We start from the raw sequence: 21618 nt of genomic DNA on the forward strand, positions 1-21618 counted from the left end.
CAACGCCAGTCATCGCTATGTCTCTACTCATGCGTTATCGCTCGTTAGAAGATGATACATTCACAGGGAAAGTAGTTGCAGCGCTGCGGAATGAATTTGGTGGCCATGCGGTAGAGAAAAAATAATACATTATAAAAAGGCTCCCCCCCTTTATGGTACACATGAAAAGGGGGGGGTAGCTTTTTTAAAGCTAAAAAAGCTCAAGTGCAAAATCTCGTTTTACACCTGAGCAAAGCGGTAAGGTAAGGTAAGGGATTAGAAGATTACTATTTTTTCGCCGTTAAATGCAGCGGCGTAAAGCTTTTCCATATCTTCTACTGATACTTCACGAGGGTTAGCTGGCGTACAAGGGTCCTCAACCCTGCTGCTATTTTATCTAAATGCTTTTCGAACTCTTTGTTGTTGACACCGAATTCTTTTAAGGTTAATGCGATGTCAAACGCTCTATTTAAATGGCGAAGTAGCTCTGTAAAAGAGTCGATGAGCTCATTGTCCGTGTTTCCAGAAAGTCCAAGCATTCTTGCTATATCAGCGAAACGGAGCTATTCGCTTTTTTATTAAAGTCAATGACATACGGAAGAAAAAGGGCACTTGCTAAGCCATGTGGAATATTAAAGATTGCTCCTCCCTACGGTAATAAAAAAATAAAACCGCAAAGCCTGTTGAATAAACTGCTTTGCGGTCTCTTTATGCATATGCCTATTCAAGGTTGGCGTGCTTGAGCAGGTCAGCAGTCCGCTTTAACTCAGCAATGATTTCCGCTAGATAATCTGTCGTTTGCATGCTCATTACCCTTGTTGGATCCATTTTTGCATTTCTGCAGCCGCCGCTTTTTTATCCTCTTGACCTGTGATTCCACCACCAACGATGACAAGATCTGGTTGTGCTTTAATCACTTCTGGCAACGTTTCTAATTTAATTCCACCAGCGATCGCTGTTTTTGCATTTTTAACAACACTTTTAATCGTTTGAAGGTCTTCAAACGAGTTTTGACCAACTGCTTGAAGGTCATAGCCTGTGTGGACACAAATGTAGTCAACACCAAACTCGTCCAGCTCTTTGGCACGTGTAGCAATGTCTTTGACTGCGATCATATCAACAAGAATTTGCTTGCCTTGTTTTTTCGCTTCTTCAACAGCACCTTTGATCGACTGATCCTCCGCTGCGCCAAGAATCGTGATAATGTCAGCACCAGCCGCAGAGGCTTGGCTTACTTCATAGGCAGCTGCGTCCATGATTTTAAGGTCCGCTAACACCGTTAAATTAGGGAAGGCTGCTTTCACTTCCTTCACCGCTTTCAGTCCTTCATTGATAATCACAGGTGTACCGATTTCCACCACATCAATGTGCTCTTCTACTTCTTTTACTAATTCGATCGCTCCTGGAATGTCTACTAGATCTAACGCTAATTGAAGTTTCATGCAATCTTCACTCCTACTAAGAAATTTCGTTTTGATTGCATCTCTTTACAGATGCATTCACTACACTGTAGCTGAGTCATAAGTATAAGTGAGGAATGATTTAGTTGGAAGTACGCACTTTAAATTTACATAGTGTCGAAAAGTATACTATAAGAAATGGCGGTCGTATGTAAATAATGGAACTTAATAGAGTTGATTTTGCTGTGGAAAATGATTATAAAAGCTGAGAACCCAAGCTACTAAAAGAATGTTGAACAAAGATGCGATGAATCTAGTGAAAATAAGGGAATTGAATGACGAAAATAAATGCTTGACACTAAATGTGAGTGGCAGTAAGATGAGAATCAAAGATGTAATCGATTACATCTTGAAGTGAGGTAGTTGTTTATGTCGACAATTAAAGATGTGGCCAAACGTGCAAATGTTTCTGTCGCAACTGTTTCTAGAGTACTTAGCAAATCTTCTAATGTATCAAAAGCGAAAAAAGAGCAGGTTTTAAAAGCGATAGAAGAATTAAATTACCAACCGAATGCTTTAGGTCGTTATCTACGAACCTCGCAAACAATGACGATTTTAGTTGTCATACCAAATATTACTAACCCATTTTTCTCAAATGTTTTGCGAGGAATTCAAACATATGCCAATCAAGAAGGATACCGTGTCCTTTTGATGGATGTTGAACACTCTGGCTTTCAAGAGCAAAATTACGTAGATATGCTTGAACAAAAGCAAGTGGATGGCTTAATTATGTTAACATCACGTATAAATCCAGAGGTTCTCCATACGATCAGTGAAAAGCATCCCGTTGTCCTTGCCTGTGAATATATTGAGGGATCGATGATTCCTACTGTATCTATTGATAATATAAGCAGTGCAAGGAAAATGACTGAGTATCTTCTTGGACTTGGTTATAAGAATATCGCCCATATTTCAGGACCGATGAATACGATTTTAAGCATTGATCGGTTAAAGGGCTACAAGCAAGCGCTGCAAGCCCGTGAACGGCCGATCAAGTCATCGTCGATTCAAGAAGGAGATTTTACAGTTGAATCAGGCTACAATGTGATGACAAAATTGCTGGCAATGGAATCACGACCAGATGCTGTTTTTGCAGCAAATGATGAAATGGCAATTGGAGCGATTCATGCGATTAAACACCGAGGTTTACGAGTACCAGAAGATATTGCAGTTGTTGGTTTTGATGATATTGAAATCGCTTCCTATTACGATCCGCCGCTGACGACGATCCGTCAGCCAACCTATAAAATAGGCAGGAAAGCAATGAATTTATTAATCGAATTATTGGGTAAAAAGACACTTTCACAGCAACAATTTGTGTTAGATGATGATTTAATTATACGTAAATCTTGTGGACATGATGTGAAGACAAACTTTTCATGGAAGTAAGAAGCTTTACCCATTAAAGGGGGTGTTCGTCGCACCATATTTCCACAGTCAGCCATCATAAAAACAGTATGATTAAGGAGTGATTAAGTTGAAACTTGCTTATCAAACAAATACGTGGGGCGGAGTTGTAGGACATCCTGGTGGTGTAACGTCCATAAAGGATTCATATTATTTAACTCACGGCTCAACAGAGGAAGCATTTAAAGACATTTCTGAATCCGGTTACAAGGGGATTGAAATATTTGAGGGAAACTTAATGGCTTATGATGCTGAGGATTTCAAAAAACTTTTAACCCAATATAATCTTGAATTTGTCGGAGTATATACAGGTGCGAATTTCATTTATTCTGAAATCCTTCCTGAAGAATTAGAAAAGATTGAAACCGTTGCCAAACGTGCAGCTGAACTAGGCTGTATTCATTTAGTCGTTGGTGGAGGAGCGATTCGCTCAACAGGTATTCAAGAGAATGATTACGAAAAATTAGCCGATGGTCTAAATAAGGTGATCAAGATTGCAAATAAGTATGGATTGGTTCCTCACTACCACCCACATCTTGGTTCATTAGGTGAATCACCTGAGCAAATTGAGAAAATCTTTAGCTTAACAGATATTAATTTCTGTCCAGATACGGCTCACTTGGAGGCTGGTGGTGGAAACCCTGCTGAACTCATGAAGAAGTACAAGGATAGATTGAAATACGTTCATTTTAAAGATTTAGAAGGAACAAATTTTCTTCCATTAGGTGAAGGAAAACAATCCTTCTCTGCGATGATGAATGTTTTAAATGAAATCGATTTTGATGGATGGATAACGGTTGAGCTTGATGCATTTGACGATCCGAAAAAGGGTGCACAAATCAGTAAGGATTATTTGAAGAATCAATTTAATCTTATATAAAATTTGTAATCGATTACAATAGTAATTAATAAGGGGGAAGTAAACCATGAAAAAAATGAAAACTGTTGCTTTTTCTTTTACCTTGAGTGCTCTTCTGATTGCATCTGGTTGTGGCGCGGACGACAGTGCGTCACCTCCTGAGCAAGCAGGGGATACAAATGGCGGTGAGCAAGCGGAGCAGGCTGAGGATGTAGAAGTAGATGGGCCGATTACAATCAATCCAGGCATACCGAAAGATACTGAAATCTTTAGTAAAGGACCTCAAGGAGAGGTGGCAGAATCTGCTCATGACCTTGTTTTAACAGAAGAAGAAATTGAAGAAATTCGAAAGGGCGAATATACGGCGGCGATAGCAATGCACTATGCAGGAAATGACTGGTCAAGAGCGCAAGTGAACGGGCTTGAGGCAACGTTTGCAAAAATGGGAATTGACGTCATTGCCGTAACAGACGGCCAATTTAGTGTTGAAAAGCAAATGTCTGATATTGAAACAATCATGGCAAGACAGCCTGACATTTTAGTAAGTATTCCAGTTGATCCAGTCTCATCTGCGAGCGCTTACAGACAAGCAGCAGAAGCAGGTACGAAGCTTGTCTTTATGGATAACGTACCAGATGGATTTACTCCTGGAGAAGATTATGTAAGCGTTGTATCGGCTGATAACTACGGAAACGGTGTAGCTGCTGCTCACGAAATGGCTGAAGCATTAGGTGGAGAAGGTAAAATCGGTGTGATTTATCATGACGCAGATTTCTTTGTGACAGCACAACGTGTGGAAGCTTTTGAAACGACGATTAAAGAAGAATATCCAAATATTGAAATTGTTGACCGTAGTGGAATTGCAAATCCTGAAGATGGTGAGCAAGTTGCAGCAGCGATGCTAACAAGAAATGCAGACCTTGATGGGATGTTCGTCGTGTGGGATGTTCCAGCGGAAGGCGCATTGTCTGCAGCTCGTAGTGCAGGGCGAGATGACCTTGTTGTCACAACGATTGACCTTGGATCAGGTGTTGCGTTAGACATGGCTAGAGGTGGAAATATTAAAGGTGTAGGTGCGCAGCTTCCTTATGATCAGGGGGTAGCCGAAGCGATCTTAGCTGGTTATGCATTACTTGGAAAAGAAGCTCCGCCTTATATTGCCGTTCCTGCACTGTCGGTTACTCAGGATAACGTCGTAGAATCTTGGGAGCTTGTCTATAGTGAGCCTGCTCCAGAAGAAATTCAAAATGCAGCAGAGTAAAAAAAATCGAATGAAACTGATAGATTGAAGGAGGAATTATTTTGAAGAAACAATTAAATGTCGGAATGATCGGTGCTGGTTTTATGGCGAAAGCTCACTCAATGGCGTATGCGTCCATGCCAATGTTCTTTACAAATACAGAAGCAACCCCTTATCGGAAAACAATTGTCGATGTAACGGAGGAATTAGCAAAAGCTGCAGCAGAACGACTCGGCTTTGAAAACTATTCAACAGACTGGCGCTCAGTCGTTGAGGATCCGGAAATCGATATTATTGACATCGTAACGCCAAATGATTCCCATGCAGAAATTGCCATTGCAGCAGCAAAAGCAGGGAAGCATATTATTTCTGAAAAGCCTCTTGCTCGAAATGCGAAAGAGACAAAGGAAATGCTCGAAGCTGTGCAGCAGGCAAAGGTTCGAAATATGGTTGCTTTCAACTATCGAAAAACACCTGCGGTTGCACTTGCAAAAAAGTTTATTGATGAAGGGGCGATCGGTAAAATTATGAACTTCCGTGGTACGTATCTTCAGGATTGGTCAGCAGATCCTGAATCACCACTATCATGGAGATTTCAAAAAGACAAGGCTGGCTCAGGGGCATTAGGTGACATTGGAACTCATGTGATTGATTTTGCTCACTATTTAGTGGGAGATATTGCAGAAGTTATGGCGACAACACAAACATGGGTGAAGGAAAGACCCATTCAAACAGGTGGAATCGATTCACTTGGGAACGTAAAAGGTGGAAACACTGAAAAAGGACCAGTGGATGTTGACGATGAAATATCAACCTTGCTCCGATTCAAAAATGGGGCAGTAGGAAGCATTGAAGCAACCCGTAATGCATGGGGGCGTCATAACTTCCTCACCTTCGAAATTCATGGTGAAAAAGGCTCGCTTTATTTCAACTATGAACGCCGTGATGAATTACAGGTTTGCTTTGCAGAGGATGGAGACGACCGTCGTGGATATCGCACGATTTATACTGGACCAGCCCACCCGTATGGTGAAGGATTATGGCCAATTCCAGGACTTGGAATCGGGTACAGTGAAACAAAAATTGTAGAAGTGTACCATCTTATTGAAGCGATAACGAAGAATCAAGAATGTGAACCAAATTTCCTTGACGGTCATAAAATTGCCCTTGTAAGTGACGCGATGCTTGAATCAGCTGAATCACAGCGCTGGGTGCGAGTGGATCTATAACGGTCACGTGTGAACATTTAGGGCCTCTTGTGCAAGAGGTCCTTTTTAAAAAGGAGAGTTGGTCATGTCACAGCCATTCTTAAGCATGACAAATATTCAAAAGTCGTTTAATAAAATCAATGTTTTAAACAATGTAAACTTTGAAGTGGAAAAAGGTGAGGTTCACGCACTGATGGGCGGGAACGGCGCAGGTAAGTCAACGTTAATGAAGATTTTAACAGGTGTCTACACCTCCGATGGAGGAACGATCACGATTGATGGAAAAGAGGTTCAACTGAATAATCCGAACGATGCAAGCGCAGCTGGGGTATCAATGATCTTCCAGGAATTTAGCTTAGTTCCTAAGTTAACAGTTGCTCAAAATATCTATTTACATCGTGAGCCGAGAAATCGATTTGGTTTTATTGATGATAAAAAAATGATTGAGGATAGTCAAAAAATCCTCAATGAACTTGATTTGCATTTTTCTCCAACTGATTATGTCGAAGATATTAGCGTGGGATTTTGGCAAATGACTGAAATCGCCAAGGCTATTTCCAATGATACAAAAATTCTCATCATGGACGAACCAACATCGACGTTAACACAATCAGAAACTGAGGTTCTATTTCAAATGATTGAAAAACTAAAAGCTTCAGGGATAACGATTATCTATATTTCCCATCGAATGGATGAAATTTTTCGAGTATGTGACCGAATTACCGTCCTTCGAAACGGTACCAACGTTGTAACCGATTATTGTAAAAACATGAACATGGAAGAAGTGATTAATCATATCGTCGGTGGTAAATTAAAGAAGGCATTTGAATGGGAAGAACGACAGGTAAATCGCTCTGGAGCGCCGCTCTTAAAGGTAGAAAATTTGAAAGCTGGTACAAGGGTTGAAAATGCAAGCTTTCAATTATACCGTGGTGAGATTTTAGGCGTTGCAGGGCTCATGGGAAGCGGTCGTTCAGAAATGGCAAGAGCCTTATTTGGAATTGATAAAATTGACGAAGGTGAGATCACAATCAACGAACAGAAAGTGACGATTCAAAACCCTCAGGATGCGATTCGTCAAGGCATTGCTCTCGTTCCAGAAGACCGAAGAGTTCAGGGACTTATACTCGGGCATTCTGTCAAAGAAAATATGATTTTGCCGATTTTGAGCAAAGTTTCAAAAAATGGCTTTATTCAAGAGAAACGTGCAAATGAAATTGTAAACGATTACGTTAAGAAGCTAAATGTAAAAACCGATCATATTTTTAAGCAGATTTCTCTTTTGTCTGGGGGAAATCAGCAAAAAGTCGTTTTGTCAAAATGGCTTGCAAATGACCCTGATATCCTTATCCTTGATGAACCTACAAGTGGTGTCGATATTGGAGCGAAAAGTGAAATTATTGAATTGATTCGAGAAATTGCAGAGTCGGGAAAAGCAGTTATTGTTATTTCATCTGAAATGACCGAATTACTGGCCATTAGTGATCGAATTTTGATCATGAAAAACGGAGTTGTAACAGATTCGATTGAACGACGGGAGATTGCAACAGAGGAGGATGTAGAACGTGCCATCCAAAACGTTTAACTCATTAAAGCATTTCGATTGGCGGACCAATATTGTCTATCTTGCATTTATCGGGGTTTTTATTTACTTCTCGATTTCTTTAAGTGCAGAAGGATTTTTAACATCGGGTAACTTACTCAATATTGCAAGGCAGACGGCAATGATTTCGATTATGGGTGTTGCCATGACCTTTGTTATTTCCTCAAAGGAAATTGACTTATCGGTTGGATCGATTGCTGCGTTATCTGCTTTGACAACTGCCCTGACATTACAATCAGGAGTTGGATTAATTCCAGGCGTAGCTGTCGGGCTTGGTACAGGGCTACTCATTGGTTTTATTAACGGGTTCTTAGTAACGAAAATTATGATTCCATCTTTCTTGGTGACACTTGCCATGATGGGAATTGCGAGAGGTTTGGCGATGTGGATTTCCGACACCGCTCCAGTTCCAATTTTAAATGAGAGCTATATCTTCTTATTTGGCTCAGGAGATGTATTTGGTATTCCAATCTTACTACTGTGGACAATCGTCATTGCTGTCATTGGTCATATTATGTTGAGAAAATCGACGTTCGGTCGGCAAACGCTTGCCACAGGTGGTAATGATAGTGCAGCAAGGTTTACAGGTATTAATACGAACCGAGTCCGTTTATACGTCTTTATGGCATCAGGTTTGATGGCCGCCTTAGCGGGAATGCTTTATGCAGGGCGGATGCAAGCTGGACGCTTCACATTTGGTACTGGTGATGAATTATCTGTTATTGCTGCAGTTATTCTTGGGGGAACAAGTCTATTTGGTGGCGTAGGAACCGTTATTGGTACCGTTATCGGTTCTGTGATGATTGGGACCATTAACAACGGGTTAATCCTAATGGGCTTAGATGTGAGCCAACAGATGGTTGTGCAGGGACTCATTATTATACTCGCTGTTGCCTTTGGTAGAAAAGCGAAGCAATAAGATTAAAATAGTAAGGAGGCAACAACATGAAGGTAGGGATCGTAGGCACAGGCTTTACAGCTCAAGCGCATATTGAAGCTTTAAAGAGACTGCATAATGTTAACATTATTGCGATTTCGTCAAGGAATCTAGAGAAAGCAAGGGCATTTGCCAAAAAGTACGATATCCGAAAAAGCTATGACGACTTTTATGCGCTTATTGATGATGAAGAGGTTGAGGTCATTCATAATTGTACACCGAATCATGTTCACTTTGACGTGATGAAATATGCGTTAGAAAAAAACAAGCATATTATATCGGAAAAGCCGCTCGCTCTTAACAGCAAGCAATCCGAACAATTGCTGCAGCTAGCGGAGAAAAGTCGTGGAATTGCTGGGGTATGCTTTAATTATCGTTTCTTTCCAATGGTGCAGCAGCTAAAAGCGATGATTTCTGATCGGCAGCATGGAAAGCCGTTTTTAGTTAGAGGTGGATATATTCAAGACTGGCTTCTCTATCCAAGTGATTATAACTGGAGACTTGAACCTGAAATGAATGGTCCATCGCGTGCGATTGCCGACATTGGCTCCCATTGGTGCGATACGATTCAGTTTGTTCTTGGTAAAAAAATTGTCGCAGTGTTCGCTGATCTTGAAACGGTGCATAAAGAGCGATTTAAGGCAAAGGAAGAGCAGCAAACCTTTGGCTCTGCAACGTCTGGTGAGGTTGAAAAGCGTCTAATTTCAACAGAAGATTTCGGAAGTGTTTTAGTAAGATTTGAAGATGGTGTGAAGGGCTCTTTCACGGTTTCCCAAGTAACAGCAGGGCGCAAAAATCATTTTCATTTTGAGATTTCTACAGAACAAGCCGCATATTATTGGGACCAGGAAAAGCCGAATACGCTATGGATTGGTCATCGGGATGAAGCGAATAAAGAATTAGTAAAGGATCCCTCGTTATTAGATGAACGTGCGGTAAAATATGCCCATTATCCTGGCGGGCATCAAGAAGGATGGCCCGATGCTCTGAAAAACCTTTTTGTCGACTTTTATCAAACAATTGAAAATGGACAGATTGAAGTCGGTTCTTTTGCGACGATTCAAGAGAGTCATCATGTGATGAAATTGATCGATGCCATCCTTGAAAGCAACGAAAAACAACAATGGATAACGTTAAATTAGTAATTGGAGGCAGTGAATATGAAGCTTGGTGTTTTTACGGTGCTCTATCAGGATCTTTCCTTTGAAGCGATGCTAGACAAAGTTGTGGAACTAGGGATTGAGGCAGTTGAGATCGGAACAGGAAATTATCCTGGGAAGAATCATTGTGACCCTGATGAGCTTTTAAATGACCCCAAAAAAATTGAGCAGTTTTTACAAGCAATTAAAGACCGAAACCTGACAATTAGCGGCTTAAGCTGCCAAGGGAACCCTCTGCACCCAAACAAAGAAATTGCAGAGGAGCACCATCAAACATGGCGTAAAACGGTTCAACTCGCTAAAAAACTTAATGTGGACGTTGTCAATGTATTTTCAGGCTGTCCAGGAGATTCACCGAATGCAAAGCTACCAAACTGGGTGACGTGTTCTTGGCCACCTGAATACGAAGAAATCAAGAATTGGCAGTGGGATGAAGTGGTCGTACCATATTGGACAAAAGAGGCGGAATTTGCAGCAGAGCATGGCGTTAAAATCGCCTTTGAAATGCATCCTGGCTTTGTTGTCTATAATCCTGAAACATTGGTTGAATTAAGAGAGCGAACAGGCAGCAGCAACATTGGTGCCAATTTTGATCCAAGCCATCTCATCTGGCAAGGGATTGACCCAGTTAAAGCATTAAAATTCCTTGGCAAAAAAGAGATGATCTATCATTTCCATGCGAAAGATACGTACTTAGACGCAGGAAATATTGAAATTAATGGTGTTTTAGATACAAAGCATTACAGTAATATTCTCGACCGCTCATGGACGTTCCGAACGATTGGCTACGGCTCATCAGAAAAAATGTGGCGTGATATCATTAGTACGTTAAAAGCGATTGGATTTGATGACGTTGTTTCCATTGAACATGAAGATATGCTCGCATCCATTGATGAAGGGTTAAAGCAAGCAATTTCGATGCTGCAAAACGTGATGCTGAAAGAGCAGCCTGGCGAGATGTGGTGGTCATAAGAGGTTTACAAGTGTAAATGCTCTACATCAATTGAAGAAATGTAAAGCGTGAGAATGCTCAAATAAGTGAGTGTTCTTGCGTTTTTTTTATTTGGTTAGTTAAACCTTCTTGAGCGGATCGCTCTTTTAAAATGGTATGAAAACGAGGCCTCAGAGCATCATTTCAATAAAGGTAGTCCTGTAAGCTTCGTCCCCTTTTCCACAGAAAACGAACATAGCAAATGATTGAATAGAATTTTCGGAAAAATATTGTATACTTGTAATACAGGATGTAACACATTAGTTGCAAAAGTTTATAAATAGGAAAGAATGCTCGAATGTGAACGTAAGCGCTTTCCTTTACGAGCAGATGAAAAGCAATGTTACCCATAGGGAGGGGCTATCACATGAACACGATTCAATCCTACAACTATTACATGCCTACAAATGTCGTCAGTGAGGTAAATAGCTCAAAGCGGACAGGGGAAATCGTTAAAGACGTTGTCCAAAAAAAAGTACTTATAGTAACGGATAAAGGAATTCGAGATGCAGGCTTATTAGAGGGAGTGATCGCATCCCTTGAGTCAGTGAAACTATCCTACGCGATTTTTGATCAAGTAGAGCCAAATCCAAAAGCAGAGACGATTGGAATCGGGGTTACGTACTTAAAAGAAAATGATTGTGATGCTGTTATTGGTATTGGTGGAGGGAGCAGTATTGATACGGCAAAGGCGATTGCTTTTATTGCGACAAGTGGAGGCCATGTCCTAGATTATGAAGGGGTTGGGATGATTTCAACATCACCACTCCCGATCATTGCGATTCCTACAACCGCAGGTACAGGTAGTGAGGTGACAGCATCGACCGTGATTACAAATGAAAAAACGTTATTTAAAGCAGCGGTTATTAGTCCTTATCTCTTTCCCAAAATTGCAATATTGGATCCTGTTTTAGCGATGAAATGTCCACCGTCGATTACGGCAGCAACAGGTATGGATGCGCTGACTCATGCGATTGAATCCTATGTTTCAAAGCTCGCTCAGCCGGTTAGTCAAGCCCTTGCTCTACAAGCGATTAAGCTGATCAGTCGAAATTTACGAAATGCTTATTTCGTAGGTACAGATTTGAAGAGCAGAAGTGAAATGTTAGAAGCTTCCATGCTAGCAGGCTTTGCCTTTTCTCAATCACGCTTAGGGAACGTTCATGCGATTTCACAAGCTTTTGGCGGTGTATTTGATATTCCTCATGGCATTGCAAATGCTACATTATTACCGTTTGTATTAAAATACAATTTGCCTGCATGTCCAGAGAAAATGAAAGATATTGCTGAAGCGATGGGAGCAGATGTATCTAGGCTTTCTACTTCAGAAGCTGCAAGCAAGGTATTAGAAATGGTCATTGAGTTAAATGAGGCGTTTGACATCCCTTCAAACATTAAAGACTTAGGTGTTTCCCTCAACCAATTGCCAAAATTAATTGAGGATTCAATGAGAAGCGGGAATATTTTGGCGAATCCCCGTTTGACGAATGCAAATGATGTAAAAACCATTATTGAAGATGCCTATTATGGGAAGTTATAAATCGAGTGAACAAACGACAAAGGTGAAGCCTATTTGCAGCTTCACCTTTTTGTGCTTTGACGTTTGTTAAGCATCAAGCTATTCAGGATTTTTATTCGTTAAAGGTTGAATTTCGAGCTTATAATCAACATGGACACTCATTTGCTGCCATTCATTGAGCCACTCCTCTTCACCCATTGGTTTCGTAATAGGGCCAAGTGTGTATCTACCTATTTCCAAAGGGTCGACTTGCAGCTCTTGCATTTTTTTTAGTAACCCGGTTGTCCGCGTTTCTAAATAGGCTTCAATTTCTTTGATGAGTGCTTCTAATTCAGTTACTTTACTAAGGTCTTTATCACCTTGGTACTCATCAATGAGGCTTGAGACATTGACAGTAAGAAAAAATGATGCATTTTTTCGATCGACCTCTATCGTCGTAGTTGAACGGAGATAACCCAACGTTGTTGAGAACTTAAGTAATGGGAAGAGCTTAAGGTATTCATCGTTTTCAATAAGCTGGAAGATTTGATCGTCCACATCTTTGATTGTTTCCATTAATGTATCGAATTGAAACAGGGCAGTCCCTTCATATGTAAAATCATCTTCCGTTACTTTAAAAACTGGCAGATAAGGACTTGCATAAGGGGTATAAAGTTTATTTTTAAACTGATGCAGATTGACGATGCTCATTTCCCCTTGGTTTGTTTTTTCGTAATGCTTCAACATTCGATAAAGAAAATAGTCGAGATTTTCCTGTTTTTCAACCTGGTTGTTAATGTATTCTTCAAAGCTTCCCGTTACGATGACAAGGTACAAGCGTTGAGAAATATCAAGATCCTTCAATAATGTATCGATCAATGTAAGAATCCCTTTTTTCGCAAGCTCTTCGTTAATGAAAACCATTCGCAGCTGTCCAGCTTTTAATTCTCGGTAATACACTAAATTAAATTCCTTCTCTCCTTCCTTTAGCAAATCAACCTCCAACGTAACTAAACGCTTTTTTTCTTTTACTAAAGGAGGTACCATCGTACTGATGTTTATTTTTCCTTGTCCTGTATCTTTAACAGACCAAAAAATGACAGGTGCAATTTCTTCAACCATATTGTTTTCAACAAAAGGAGAACACCCGCTGATAAAAAAAACGAAAGTAAAAACAATCAAGCTCTTTGTAGTTGTCTTTTTTGTTTTCATGATTAGATACACCCCTTTCGTTTTCCTGCAACGAAAAGAATAGTAGGAATACATAAATACGTCAAAGCACCAACCCAAAGCTGCGTGTTAAGCCAGAGGTTTTGTTTGGCTTCGTCTTGCCAAATGCCTTCGTTTACCAAGATCATGCATGCAAGAATGAATAGACTGCATATAACAAAGCCAATCGGCGTCGGCTGCTTATGGACCTTGTTACCAATAATCCGGATGGCACCATAAAACAATAACAAAAAAATGGCAAGTACAAATGCATAATGAAAAATATAAAAAGTCAGCAAGATTAAATCAATTCTTTCGAAAACAGGCGACTGGATATAGCGGAGCATATTAACAATTGGGAAGTTGGTTTTTTCTAAGTAATGTGCACCGAAAAAAAATAACGAAGCAATAAACAAGATGATGTATTCTAGGACAGAAAGGGCATTTGCATAGAGTAAATGTTTTTTAAACGTTTGCTGTGGAGCGAACCAAGGTGCCAAAAAAATCAAGTATTCTGGTCCTGATAAGGAAGACCAGACAAATAATACACCTTTCCAAGAATGGAGCGACCATTCTGAGGGGAAGAGTGGATATAAATCACGTAAAGAGGCGATCGGTGGAAAATAAAAAAAGAAAAAAAGAAAAATTACCCAAACTAAACTTAAAAATACGATTACAGCAAAGCGTAGCGTATTTTCCATTCCCTTTGCAGCTAAATAGCAGCTGCACAAAAAAAGAACAATAATCAGCCAATTTGTGTTAATGGAAGGGAACATAAATTGCTGAACGATTTCCACATACCCGATTACGAAAACAGTGACTTTTAGAACAATAACAAGTAAGCCAATAACCGTGAAAAAACGAATCGGACGTTTACCAAAAAGCTGCACAAATCCTTGGTAGCCATTTCTTGAATGGTCTGAGGAAAACCATTTCGAGAAAATCACAAGGTTAAAATGTGAAGCGACACCGACTGCAAGAATGATCCAAATCATATACGGGTCAATCAAATAAATTGGCATGAGCAAAACTAAGTAGAGCATTTGCATTCGATTGACAAAAAATAAGGCATATTCACCACCTAAAGTCGATGTTTTCATATATAAGGAAGAGAGGGACATAAAATCATCTCCTTCGACTATAACGCCATTTTTGCAAAGGATACAAAGAAAGAGGACGGATTTTCGTCCACTGCAAAGGGCCACGAATGAACAGATCAATCCAGTCTTTCCAGTAAAATGGCGAGACTGGTGCCAGGTAAGGCTGTTTTAAAGAAGTAAGGCTATTTAAATGGGCAAGCAAGCCAACGAATCCAATCATGATGCCGAAAATCCCTAAATAAAGAGAGAGGATTAAAAATATAAATTGAATGAGTGTATGCGATTTCGTCATTAAATAATTGGGCACTAAAAATGAAGCAATGGCCGATATACCAGCGAGTACAATTAATACTTTACTGGCAAAGCCTGCTTCTACAGCAGCTTGGCCAACAATAATACCACCGATGACACCTAAGGTTTGGCTTGATTTCGTCGGCATACGTAAGCTAGCTTCTTTAATAATTTCCATCGTTCCTAAAATTAAAAACGATTCCCAAAAAGGGGTGAAAGGTAATTTGCTTCTCGATTCTAGTAAAACAGAAAGGATTTGTAATGGTAACATTTGGTAATTATGAGTTGAAAGTGCTACATATAGAGGCATTAATACTAAAGATAATAGAAAGCTTAAATAACGAATGCTCCGTAAAAAGCTAGCGACAAGCCAGCGATTGATATAATCCTCAGGTGACTGAAAAAGGTGAAAAAAAGTAATTGGAGCGATTAAGGCAAATGGTGTGTTACTCACAAAAATGGTTAATTTCCCAACGCCTAAAGAGTAAGCAACCATATCCGGTCGATCCGTTTGTTGAAACTGTGGAAAGACACTGTGCATATGATCCTCCATGAAAGCGGCAATTTGGGAGGAGTCAAGAAACATGTCATAATCGATACTCATGATTTTCTCTTTTGCAATTTTTATAAAGGTAGGGTTTGTCACATCTTCAATGTACATAAGAACGACGTTTGTTTTTGATAAGGAACCGACTGTAAACGTTTCAGTCTTTAACGTTGTAATTGGAAGCCGCCTGCGAATTAACGTGATATTGTTTTCTAATTGTTCACTAAAGCTATCTTTTGCTCCATAGAGGATCGTTTCTGTTTCAGAGGTTTCAATGCCGCGGCTTAACGGGTTTTGTAAGCGGACATACCACCATTTGTTTGCTGTATTGTCAAATAGAAGGATGGATCCGGTCATTAGCTGTTCTTTTGCATCTTCTAATTTAGTGATTTCTAATACTTTCGATGTTGTAATGCAATGATCAAGCGGCTGATCGGAACATTGAAGTAAAGGTCCAATGATCGATTCGTTCATTCGTTCAACATCGATTAGCGTTCGCATGTAGATAAGCATAATTTTATTGCCACTCTTCATCTGCCGGACAATGATCTCAGCATCTTCCATATTAGCAAGCAGCTGTTTAAGGGCTTCAAAGGTTACAGCTGTTTGTTGATCTGTGGCTTGAGACTTTTTCTGTTCTTGCTGATTTTTATTTCTAAACTTATTTCGAAACAAAAACATCAGATCACCTGAAATCTTATGAATTGGTCTTAAGCAAGCTCTAGCTTTTAGTATGCTCAGGTTCTTTTTTTTTTACCCTAATCCTTTCATTAAATTGAAATTAGTGGTGAACCAACCTTCTAGATTGGAAATTTGTTATAAGTATGTCGATTTTTTTTATTATTAGGTACTCGTCCTTAGCTAGGCTGTCTTGCTTAGTAGTTTTTTTGTGTCAGTAAAGCTTACATACTTACAGATATAAGAAAAAATCTTTGAAATAATTAGATTAAATAAATGAATAAATGTGGGAGTGTTGAATATGAAACTGTCGGATTTAAAAAAGAGTGGACACGCACCTTCTTTACTTTCTTCCTTCTTATATTTTGATGTCAGTTTTATGATATGGGTGTTATTAGGCGCATTAGGGGTGTATTTGACAGCCGATTTTGGCTTAACACCTGCTCAAATTGGCTTGATCGTGGCTATTCCTATTTTAGCAGGTTCCGTTTTTCGCATTATACTAGGCGTATTGACTGACCGGTTTGGACCTAAAAAAACGGGGATCGGTGGAATGATTGTTACAATGATTCCCCTCGTTTGGGGTTGGCAGTTTGGTCATACGATCGTTGAACTTTATGCAATTGGAATTTTATTAGGTGTGGCAGGAGCGAGCTTTTCAGCTTCTCTTCCGATGGCAAGTCGCTGGTATCCGCCTCATTTGCAAGGGTTAGCCATGGGGATAGCAGGAGCAGGGAATAGCGGTACGCTGTTTGCCACACTCTTTGGACCACGTCTTGCCGAAAGTTTTGGCTGGAATGGTGTCATGGGTTTGGCTTTGATTCCTCTAGCGCTTGTGTTGCTCTCGTACATTTTGATGGCAAAAGAGCCTCCTAATCAGCCGAAGCCGAAGCCAGTCAAGAATTATTTTCTTGTGTTTAAAGAAAGAGATACGTGGTATTTTTGTTTTCTCTATAGTGTGACATTTGGTGGGTTTGTCGGCTTAGCAAGCTTCTTAAGTTATTTTTTCGTGACGCAATACAATGTCTCTGGTGTACGAGCGGGAGACTTTGTTACATTTGTTGTTGCAGCAGGAAGCTTTCTTCGTCCAGTTGGTGGGTTCATTGCCGACAAAATTGGAGGCGTCCGTTTGTTGCAGTTTTTATTTATCGGTGTAGCGATTTGCATGTTTGGTGTCAGTCTATTACCACCCATTGCCGTTGTAACCGTCATTTTATTTATCGGAATGGGATGTCTCGGCATGGGAAATGGGGCGATTTTTCAGTTGGTTCCTCAACGCTTCCAAAAAGAAATCGGCATGGTCACAGGAATTGTAGGCGCAGCTGGTGGGATTGGGGGATTCTTTTTACCAAATATTTTAGGAACTCTAAAGCAGATAACTGGTACTTATGCTAGCGGATTTATTACTTTTTCAATGGTTGCTCTTGTTGCTCTAGGAATGCTCTTTATTGTGCAAGCTGGCTGGAGAAAGCAATGGAAGCTTTCAGGGAAATCGGTCCGTATTTAACAGCTATGTCTTGAATTAAAAATAATATGATGTAAGGTCTAACTCTTTTAGCGTCAGCAGGGGTTAGGCCTTTTTTGTTGTGAAAAAGGGTGATCATCTCAGGGGGAAGCTTAGAAATGGATTAAACAGTTGAATGTGAGTAAGTCTCACTATTTGTGGGATTTTGTTGTATTTCGACTGTGGTTTATCCCGAGAGTAAGGTGATATGTTTCAAATGTTTTTCCTTTTTTACAATCATATTTCGATTCAATTAAGAAAGGGGGAAAAGCATTGCTTGTTTTAACGGGGCTTGGTACGATTCAACACGTGGCAACTTACAAAGGAGGTTCACATCATGAAAAAAAATCATACAGCTCGATTGTTACGTAACATTGGTTTACCATTAGCAGTCGCTGGTGTCGTACTCTTTGCGTTACCAAATGGATCGGATGCGAGCGGTAAATGGAGTTCAGAAGTAACCCTGCTTCAAGAAGGAGCAGAAGGTACAAAGGTTGAACAGCTACAAGAGCTATTAACCGATCAAGGCTTTCTAGATGAAGGCCAAGTGAATGGTTCATATAATCAAGAAACATTGGATGCCGTAACATCCTTCCAGAAAGATTATCATCTAGTAGTCGATGGAATTGCAGGTCCGCAAACGCTTGGCTCTCTATTAATTTTACGTGAGGGTGATGAAAATAAGCTTGTTGAAGATTTGCAACAGAAATTGCAAAATCTAGGTTACTATGAAAACGAAGTACATGGTGTCTTCGATTCAGCAACACAAAAGGCTGTCAAGGCATTTCAGCAGGCTGAAGGAATTGGGGTAGACGGTCTAGCTGGGCCTGAAACGTATGCAACGCTCTATTATTCAACCAATGCAACAGCAGAAGCAACGAGAGAGTCAGAGGCTGCGGCACCAAAGCAAGTACAAGCTACAACAACAGCTTCCACAGAGGTTGCCCCATCATCAGCTGAACAAGCAACCTATGAAATGGAAGCAACAGCATATACGGCTTATTGCGAAGGCTGCTCAGGTACAACTGCAACGGGTATTGACTTACGCAGCAATCCAAATGCAAAGGTTGTTGCCGTTGACCCTAATGTGATTCCGCTTGGAACACGTGTCCATGTTGAAGGGTATGGAGAAGCCATTGCTGGTGATACTGGCGGTGCCATCAATGGTCACAAGATCGACCTTCATATGCCAACAAAGGAAGAAGCGAGGAACTTTGGTCGGCAAACTGTAACAGTGACAGTACTTGATTAATAGAAAATAGCGAATCTGAATGCTCCCTTGGTCGTGTTGAACGAATCAGGGGGGTTTTTATGTGCAATGATGTTCTTAAGTGCTACTGTTGAAAGATGGATACAATCGCAGCCTATTTTTACAACAGAAAAGGGTTGACTTGAGGTTTTGAAAGGGATTGGTTTACAATGGAAGAATCGACATAGTATAAGCTTAAGATAATGAAAAGGGAGTTGTTACATATGGCGCGAGTAGTAAGTATTGTAGGAAGCCCAACGACCACATCAAGAACGACGATCATGACTCGATATTTAGAAAAGCAGTTAACTGAACGTGGTATTGAAGTTGAGACCATTTATGTGCGTGATCTTCCTCCAGAAGATTTACTTCATGTTAATTTTAACAGTGAGCCATTAAAAGAAAGCCATGCAAAGGTCGCTGAAGCAGATGGTGTGATTGTTGCTTCACCCGTCTATAAAGCATCCTATACTGGCATTCTGAAAACATATCTAGACCTTCTCCCCCAAGATGGGTTACGAGGTAAAGCGGTTCTTCCATTAATGACAGGTGGAACATTTGGTCATTTACTAGCGATTGATTATGGATTAAAGCCTGTGTTGAATTCCTTAGGGGCGCGTCATGTTTTAGGTGGGGTATACAGTCTTGATACGCAATTAAACTGGACCGATAATGAAAAATATGAGATTGATGAAGAGATTGAAGTTCGGCTAAGCAACGCTTTGCATGATTTGGTCATGGCTATTTCTAAATAGCTTTCAGTAAAGAAGCGCCTACCCAACAATGAAGGGAGGCGCTTCTTTTTGCAAGGCTCTTATTTTACTAGATCATCATTCCATTTATATGTCCAGAATCGTTCAGTGTTCAACCAAGCGAGGGCTTCTGGATCTTGCTTTGCCCATTTTTCTTCCATATCTTTTAACATCCAAGCTGTTTGTGATATATGTGCTTGCATCGCCTTGATTTTCTGCTCAGAGACCTCACGTACATCATTGACAATATCAGGAGGCCCAAGCTCTTCCATGTGGTTGTTAGAAAAGGCAACGCAATGAAGCTTTGGTCGCTTATCAATAGGCAGACGCCTTACAGCACGAACGACGGCGCGTCCTGTTGCTTCATGATCAGGATGTACGGAGTAACCAGGATAGAAAGTAATGACAAGGGATGGATTCAATTCATCGATTAATTGACTAAAAAGCTCGGTTAAAGCTTTGTCGTTTTCAAATTCAATTGTCTTATCTCGGAAGCCCATCATCCGTAAGTCATCAATGCCCATCACTTTTGCGGCTTGTTGTAATTCATTTTTACGAATCAATGGTAGGGACTCTCTTGTGGCAAACGGAGGGTTACCTAAATTTCTGCCCATTTCTCCTAATGTTAGGCAGGCATAGGTTACAGGCGTACCGTTTTTTACATGGAGTGAAATCGTACCTGATACGCCGAAAGCTTCATCATCAGGGTGAGGAAAAATGACAAGCACTTGTCGTTCTTGTTCCATAAGAGACACGTTCCTTTCCCCCTATTCAAAAGGGTTCTTACTTATTTCTAAAGCGACCGCCAGCTTCCCGTCAAAGTCATGGCCTGCAAGCAGCAGCCGTCCTTGTTCATCTAGTTCTGCATGGGTAAGCCCTTCAGCATATACCCAACCGATCGCTAGCTTTAACCCGACACGATAAGGGCCTTCACCTGTAATTTTTCCGTGCTCGTAGTTTACTTGTGCGTTCCGTATATATGCGCCTGCAGAAAAGAAAGACTCATTAAAATGTGAAGCATAGGCACCATTGGTCGTTTCTAAATGTATGTAGACATCTTGCTGTGCAAATTGGTCAATCAAGGTTTGCACATTTTTCGGTTGAATCAAATCCATTCTAAAACCTCCTCTTCCGAAGCAACGCTTACTAGTATTATACAAAATGAGCAGCTGCGATACCAATAATCGTTCTTCATCATCCTAGAAATTTCCATAGAGCAGCTCATTCTAAGAAAATCGCAAGCAAGTCTTGTGAGAGACAGTATATCATTGACCACTATGTTGGAGGTCCTCCCCCTTTTCAACTAAAAAACGAATGCTGTTCTTCACTGCATTCGCTTTACATACGTCCTTTTAATAATTTCGCATCAAGGATAAATGGCCCAAAAGGGAGAACGGAGGCAACAATGGCTAGAAATGAGTGAGAAAAACGCCACCAATCCGTTACGATTTTCATATAAAGAATTGCTAAAATATACAGGATGAAAAGTCCTCCGTGGATCGCACCAACGATAGTGACAGCAAGTGGGAGGTCAAACATGTATTTTAGAGGCATGGCAATCCCGAGAAGAAGCAAAAATGAAATTCCCTCAAGGTAGCCAATCAAGCGAAAACGTTTAACAGGTGTATTCAACATTGTATCAACTCCAAAGATATAGCATCTTGATCTAATCTTTTTATTATAGCAACAATCGAAAAAAGAAGGTATGTAAAATCGATGAACATTGAATGAACTAAAGGGGATAAATTAGCTTGAATTCCTCGTCTTTCAGGTGCTTACAAATCTTGCCTCGCTTAAGGAATCAGGTGAACGTTCTTTCGCCAAGGTTTTGCAGATGCTTTTGCTGACGGCTTGTTTAAAAAAGAATGGGACAGGGTACAGACTTTTTGGCACATTGGCAGGAAAAACACCAATCCGTGTCATATTTATAATAGGAAAATAGATTT

Annotated in this window: 19 protein-coding genes and 1 pseudogene; 13 read left to right on the plus strand and 7 right to left on the minus strand. The window is 40.3% G+C overall.

Features of this window, described 5'->3' with window-relative positions:
* Positions 1-125, plus strand: a pseudogene (locus BLT_RS22935) (phosphogluconate dehydrogenase (NAD(+)-dependent, decarboxylating)); the annotation flags it as partial.
* Between the two features lie 663 nt (positions 126-788).
* Here BLT_RS22935 and hxlA read toward each other — a convergent pair.
* Positions 789-1421, minus strand: coding sequence for a 3-hexulose-6-phosphate synthase (hxlA, locus tag BLT_RS0103740; protein ID WP_017726468.1), 633 nt, complete (start codon positions 1419-1421; stop codon positions 789-791).
* 387 nt (positions 1422-1808) lie between these two features.
* Between hxlA and BLT_RS0103745 the strand changes: the two genes are divergently transcribed.
* The 9 genes from BLT_RS0103745 to BLT_RS0103785 all read left to right on the plus strand — a co-directional run bounded on the left by BLT_RS0103745 (position 1809) and on the right by BLT_RS0103785 (position 12384).
* Positions 1809-2828 carry a LacI family DNA-binding transcriptional regulator gene (locus tag BLT_RS0103745; protein WP_017726469.1) on the plus strand — a complete coding sequence of 340 codons (1020 nt, stop codon included), beginning with the start codon at positions 1809-1811 and terminating at the stop codon, positions 2826-2828.
* Between the two features lie 79 nt (positions 2829-2907).
* Positions 2908-3726 carry a sugar phosphate isomerase/epimerase family protein gene (locus tag BLT_RS0103750; protein ID WP_394295493.1) on the plus strand — a complete coding sequence of 273 codons (819 nt, stop codon included), beginning with the start codon at positions 2908-2910 and terminating at the stop codon, positions 3724-3726.
* Positions 3727-3772: 46 nt separating this feature from the next.
* Positions 3773-4966 (plus strand): substrate-binding domain-containing protein, encoded by a 1194-nt coding sequence (locus BLT_RS0103755; protein WP_017726471.1) that lies wholly within the window; start codon positions 3773-3775, stop codon positions 4964-4966.
* A gap of 65 nt (positions 4967-5031) precedes the next feature.
* Positions 5032-6174 (plus strand): Gfo/Idh/MocA family protein, encoded by a 1143-nt coding sequence (locus tag BLT_RS0103760; RefSeq protein ID WP_035425456.1) that lies wholly within the window; start codon positions 5032-5034, stop codon positions 6172-6174.
* Positions 6175-6238: 64 nt separating this feature from the next.
* Entirely contained in the window at positions 6239-7738 is a 1500-nt protein-coding gene (locus tag BLT_RS0103765) for a sugar ABC transporter ATP-binding protein (protein ID WP_017726473.1), read from the plus strand.
* Entirely contained in the window at positions 7719-8675 is a 957-nt protein-coding gene (locus BLT_RS0103770; protein ID WP_017726474.1) for an ABC transporter permease, read from the plus strand. Before BLT_RS0103765 ends, BLT_RS0103770 begins: the two co-directional genes overlap by 20 nt.
* 26 nt (positions 8676-8701) lie before the next feature.
* The gene (locus BLT_RS0103775) at positions 8702-9835 is read left to right on the plus strand and encodes a Gfo/Idh/MocA family protein (RefSeq protein WP_017726475.1); all 1134 of its coding nucleotides are present in this window, start codon (positions 8702-8704) and stop codon (positions 9833-9835) included.
* Between the two features lie 18 nt (positions 9836-9853).
* Positions 9854-10825: a sugar phosphate isomerase/epimerase family protein gene (locus BLT_RS0103780; protein WP_017726476.1), complete on the plus strand. Its 972-nt coding sequence runs from the start codon at positions 9854-9856 to the stop codon at positions 10823-10825.
* Positions 10826-11211: 386 nt separating this feature from the next.
* On the plus strand, positions 11212-12384 hold the full coding sequence (locus BLT_RS0103785) for an iron-containing alcohol dehydrogenase (RefSeq protein ID WP_017726477.1): 1173 nt from the start codon (positions 11212-11214) through the stop codon (positions 12382-12384).
* Positions 12385-12462: 78 nt separating this feature from the next.
* On the opposite strand, the gene BLT_RS0103790 is transcribed toward BLT_RS0103785, so the two are convergent.
* The 3 genes from BLT_RS0103790 to BLT_RS0103800 are packed head-to-tail and all read right to left on the minus strand — an operon-like array spanning position 12463 to position 16170.
* Complete coding sequence (locus BLT_RS0103790) at positions 12463-13554, minus strand: Ger(x)C family spore germination protein (protein ID WP_017726478.1); 1092 nt, start codon at positions 13552-13554, stop codon at positions 12463-12465.
* A 2-nt stretch (positions 13555-13556) separates the two neighbouring features.
* Positions 13557-14672: a GerAB/ArcD/ProY family transporter gene (locus BLT_RS0103795; RefSeq protein WP_017726479.1), complete on the minus strand. Its 1116-nt coding sequence runs from the start codon at positions 14670-14672 to the stop codon at positions 13557-13559.
* 4 nt (positions 14673-14676) lie between these two features.
* Positions 14677-16170 carry a spore germination protein gene (locus BLT_RS0103800; RefSeq protein ID WP_017726480.1) on the minus strand — a complete coding sequence of 498 codons (1494 nt, stop codon included), beginning with the start codon at positions 16168-16170 and terminating at the stop codon, positions 14677-14679.
* A 298-nt stretch (positions 16171-16468) separates the two neighbouring features.
* Between BLT_RS0103800 and BLT_RS0103805 the strand changes: the two genes are divergently transcribed.
* The 3 genes from BLT_RS0103805 to ssuE all read left to right on the plus strand — a co-directional run bounded on the left by BLT_RS0103805 (position 16469) and on the right by ssuE (position 19675).
* Positions 16469-17674 (plus strand): nitrate/nitrite transporter, encoded by a 1206-nt coding sequence (locus BLT_RS0103805; RefSeq protein WP_017726481.1) that lies wholly within the window; start codon positions 16469-16471, stop codon positions 17672-17674.
* Between the two features lie 334 nt (positions 17675-18008).
* Complete coding sequence (locus tag BLT_RS0103810; protein WP_017726482.1) at positions 18009-18923, plus strand: peptidoglycan-binding protein; 915 nt, start codon at positions 18009-18011, stop codon at positions 18921-18923.
* Between the two features lie 221 nt (positions 18924-19144).
* On the plus strand, positions 19145-19675 hold the full coding sequence (ssuE, locus tag BLT_RS0103815; protein WP_017726483.1) for an NADPH-dependent FMN reductase: 531 nt from the start codon (positions 19145-19147) through the stop codon (positions 19673-19675).
* 59 nt (positions 19676-19734) lie between these two features.
* Here the strand turns inward: ssuE and bshB2 are convergent, their stop codons facing one another.
* From bshB2 to BLT_RS0103830, 3 genes are all read right to left on the minus strand, one after another.
* Complete coding sequence (gene bshB2 / locus BLT_RS0103820) at positions 19735-20418, minus strand: bacillithiol biosynthesis deacetylase BshB2 (RefSeq protein WP_026104979.1); 684 nt, start codon at positions 20416-20418, stop codon at positions 19735-19737.
* Between the two features lie 21 nt (positions 20419-20439).
* Positions 20440-20787: a YojF family protein gene (locus BLT_RS0103825; RefSeq protein WP_017726485.1), complete on the minus strand. Its 348-nt coding sequence runs from the start codon at positions 20785-20787 to the stop codon at positions 20440-20442.
* 223 nt (positions 20788-21010) lie between these two features.
* Positions 21011-21307, minus strand: coding sequence for a DUF3817 domain-containing protein (locus tag BLT_RS0103830; RefSeq protein WP_017726486.1), 297 nt, complete (start codon positions 21305-21307; stop codon positions 21011-21013).
* Positions 21308-21618: the final 311 nt, after the last annotated feature.

This window comes from Halalkalibacterium ligniniphilum (assembly GCF_000334155.1).
GTDB classification, from domain to species: domain Bacteria; phylum Bacillota; class Bacilli; order Bacillales; family Bacillaceae_D; genus Halalkalibacterium; species Halalkalibacterium ligniniphilum.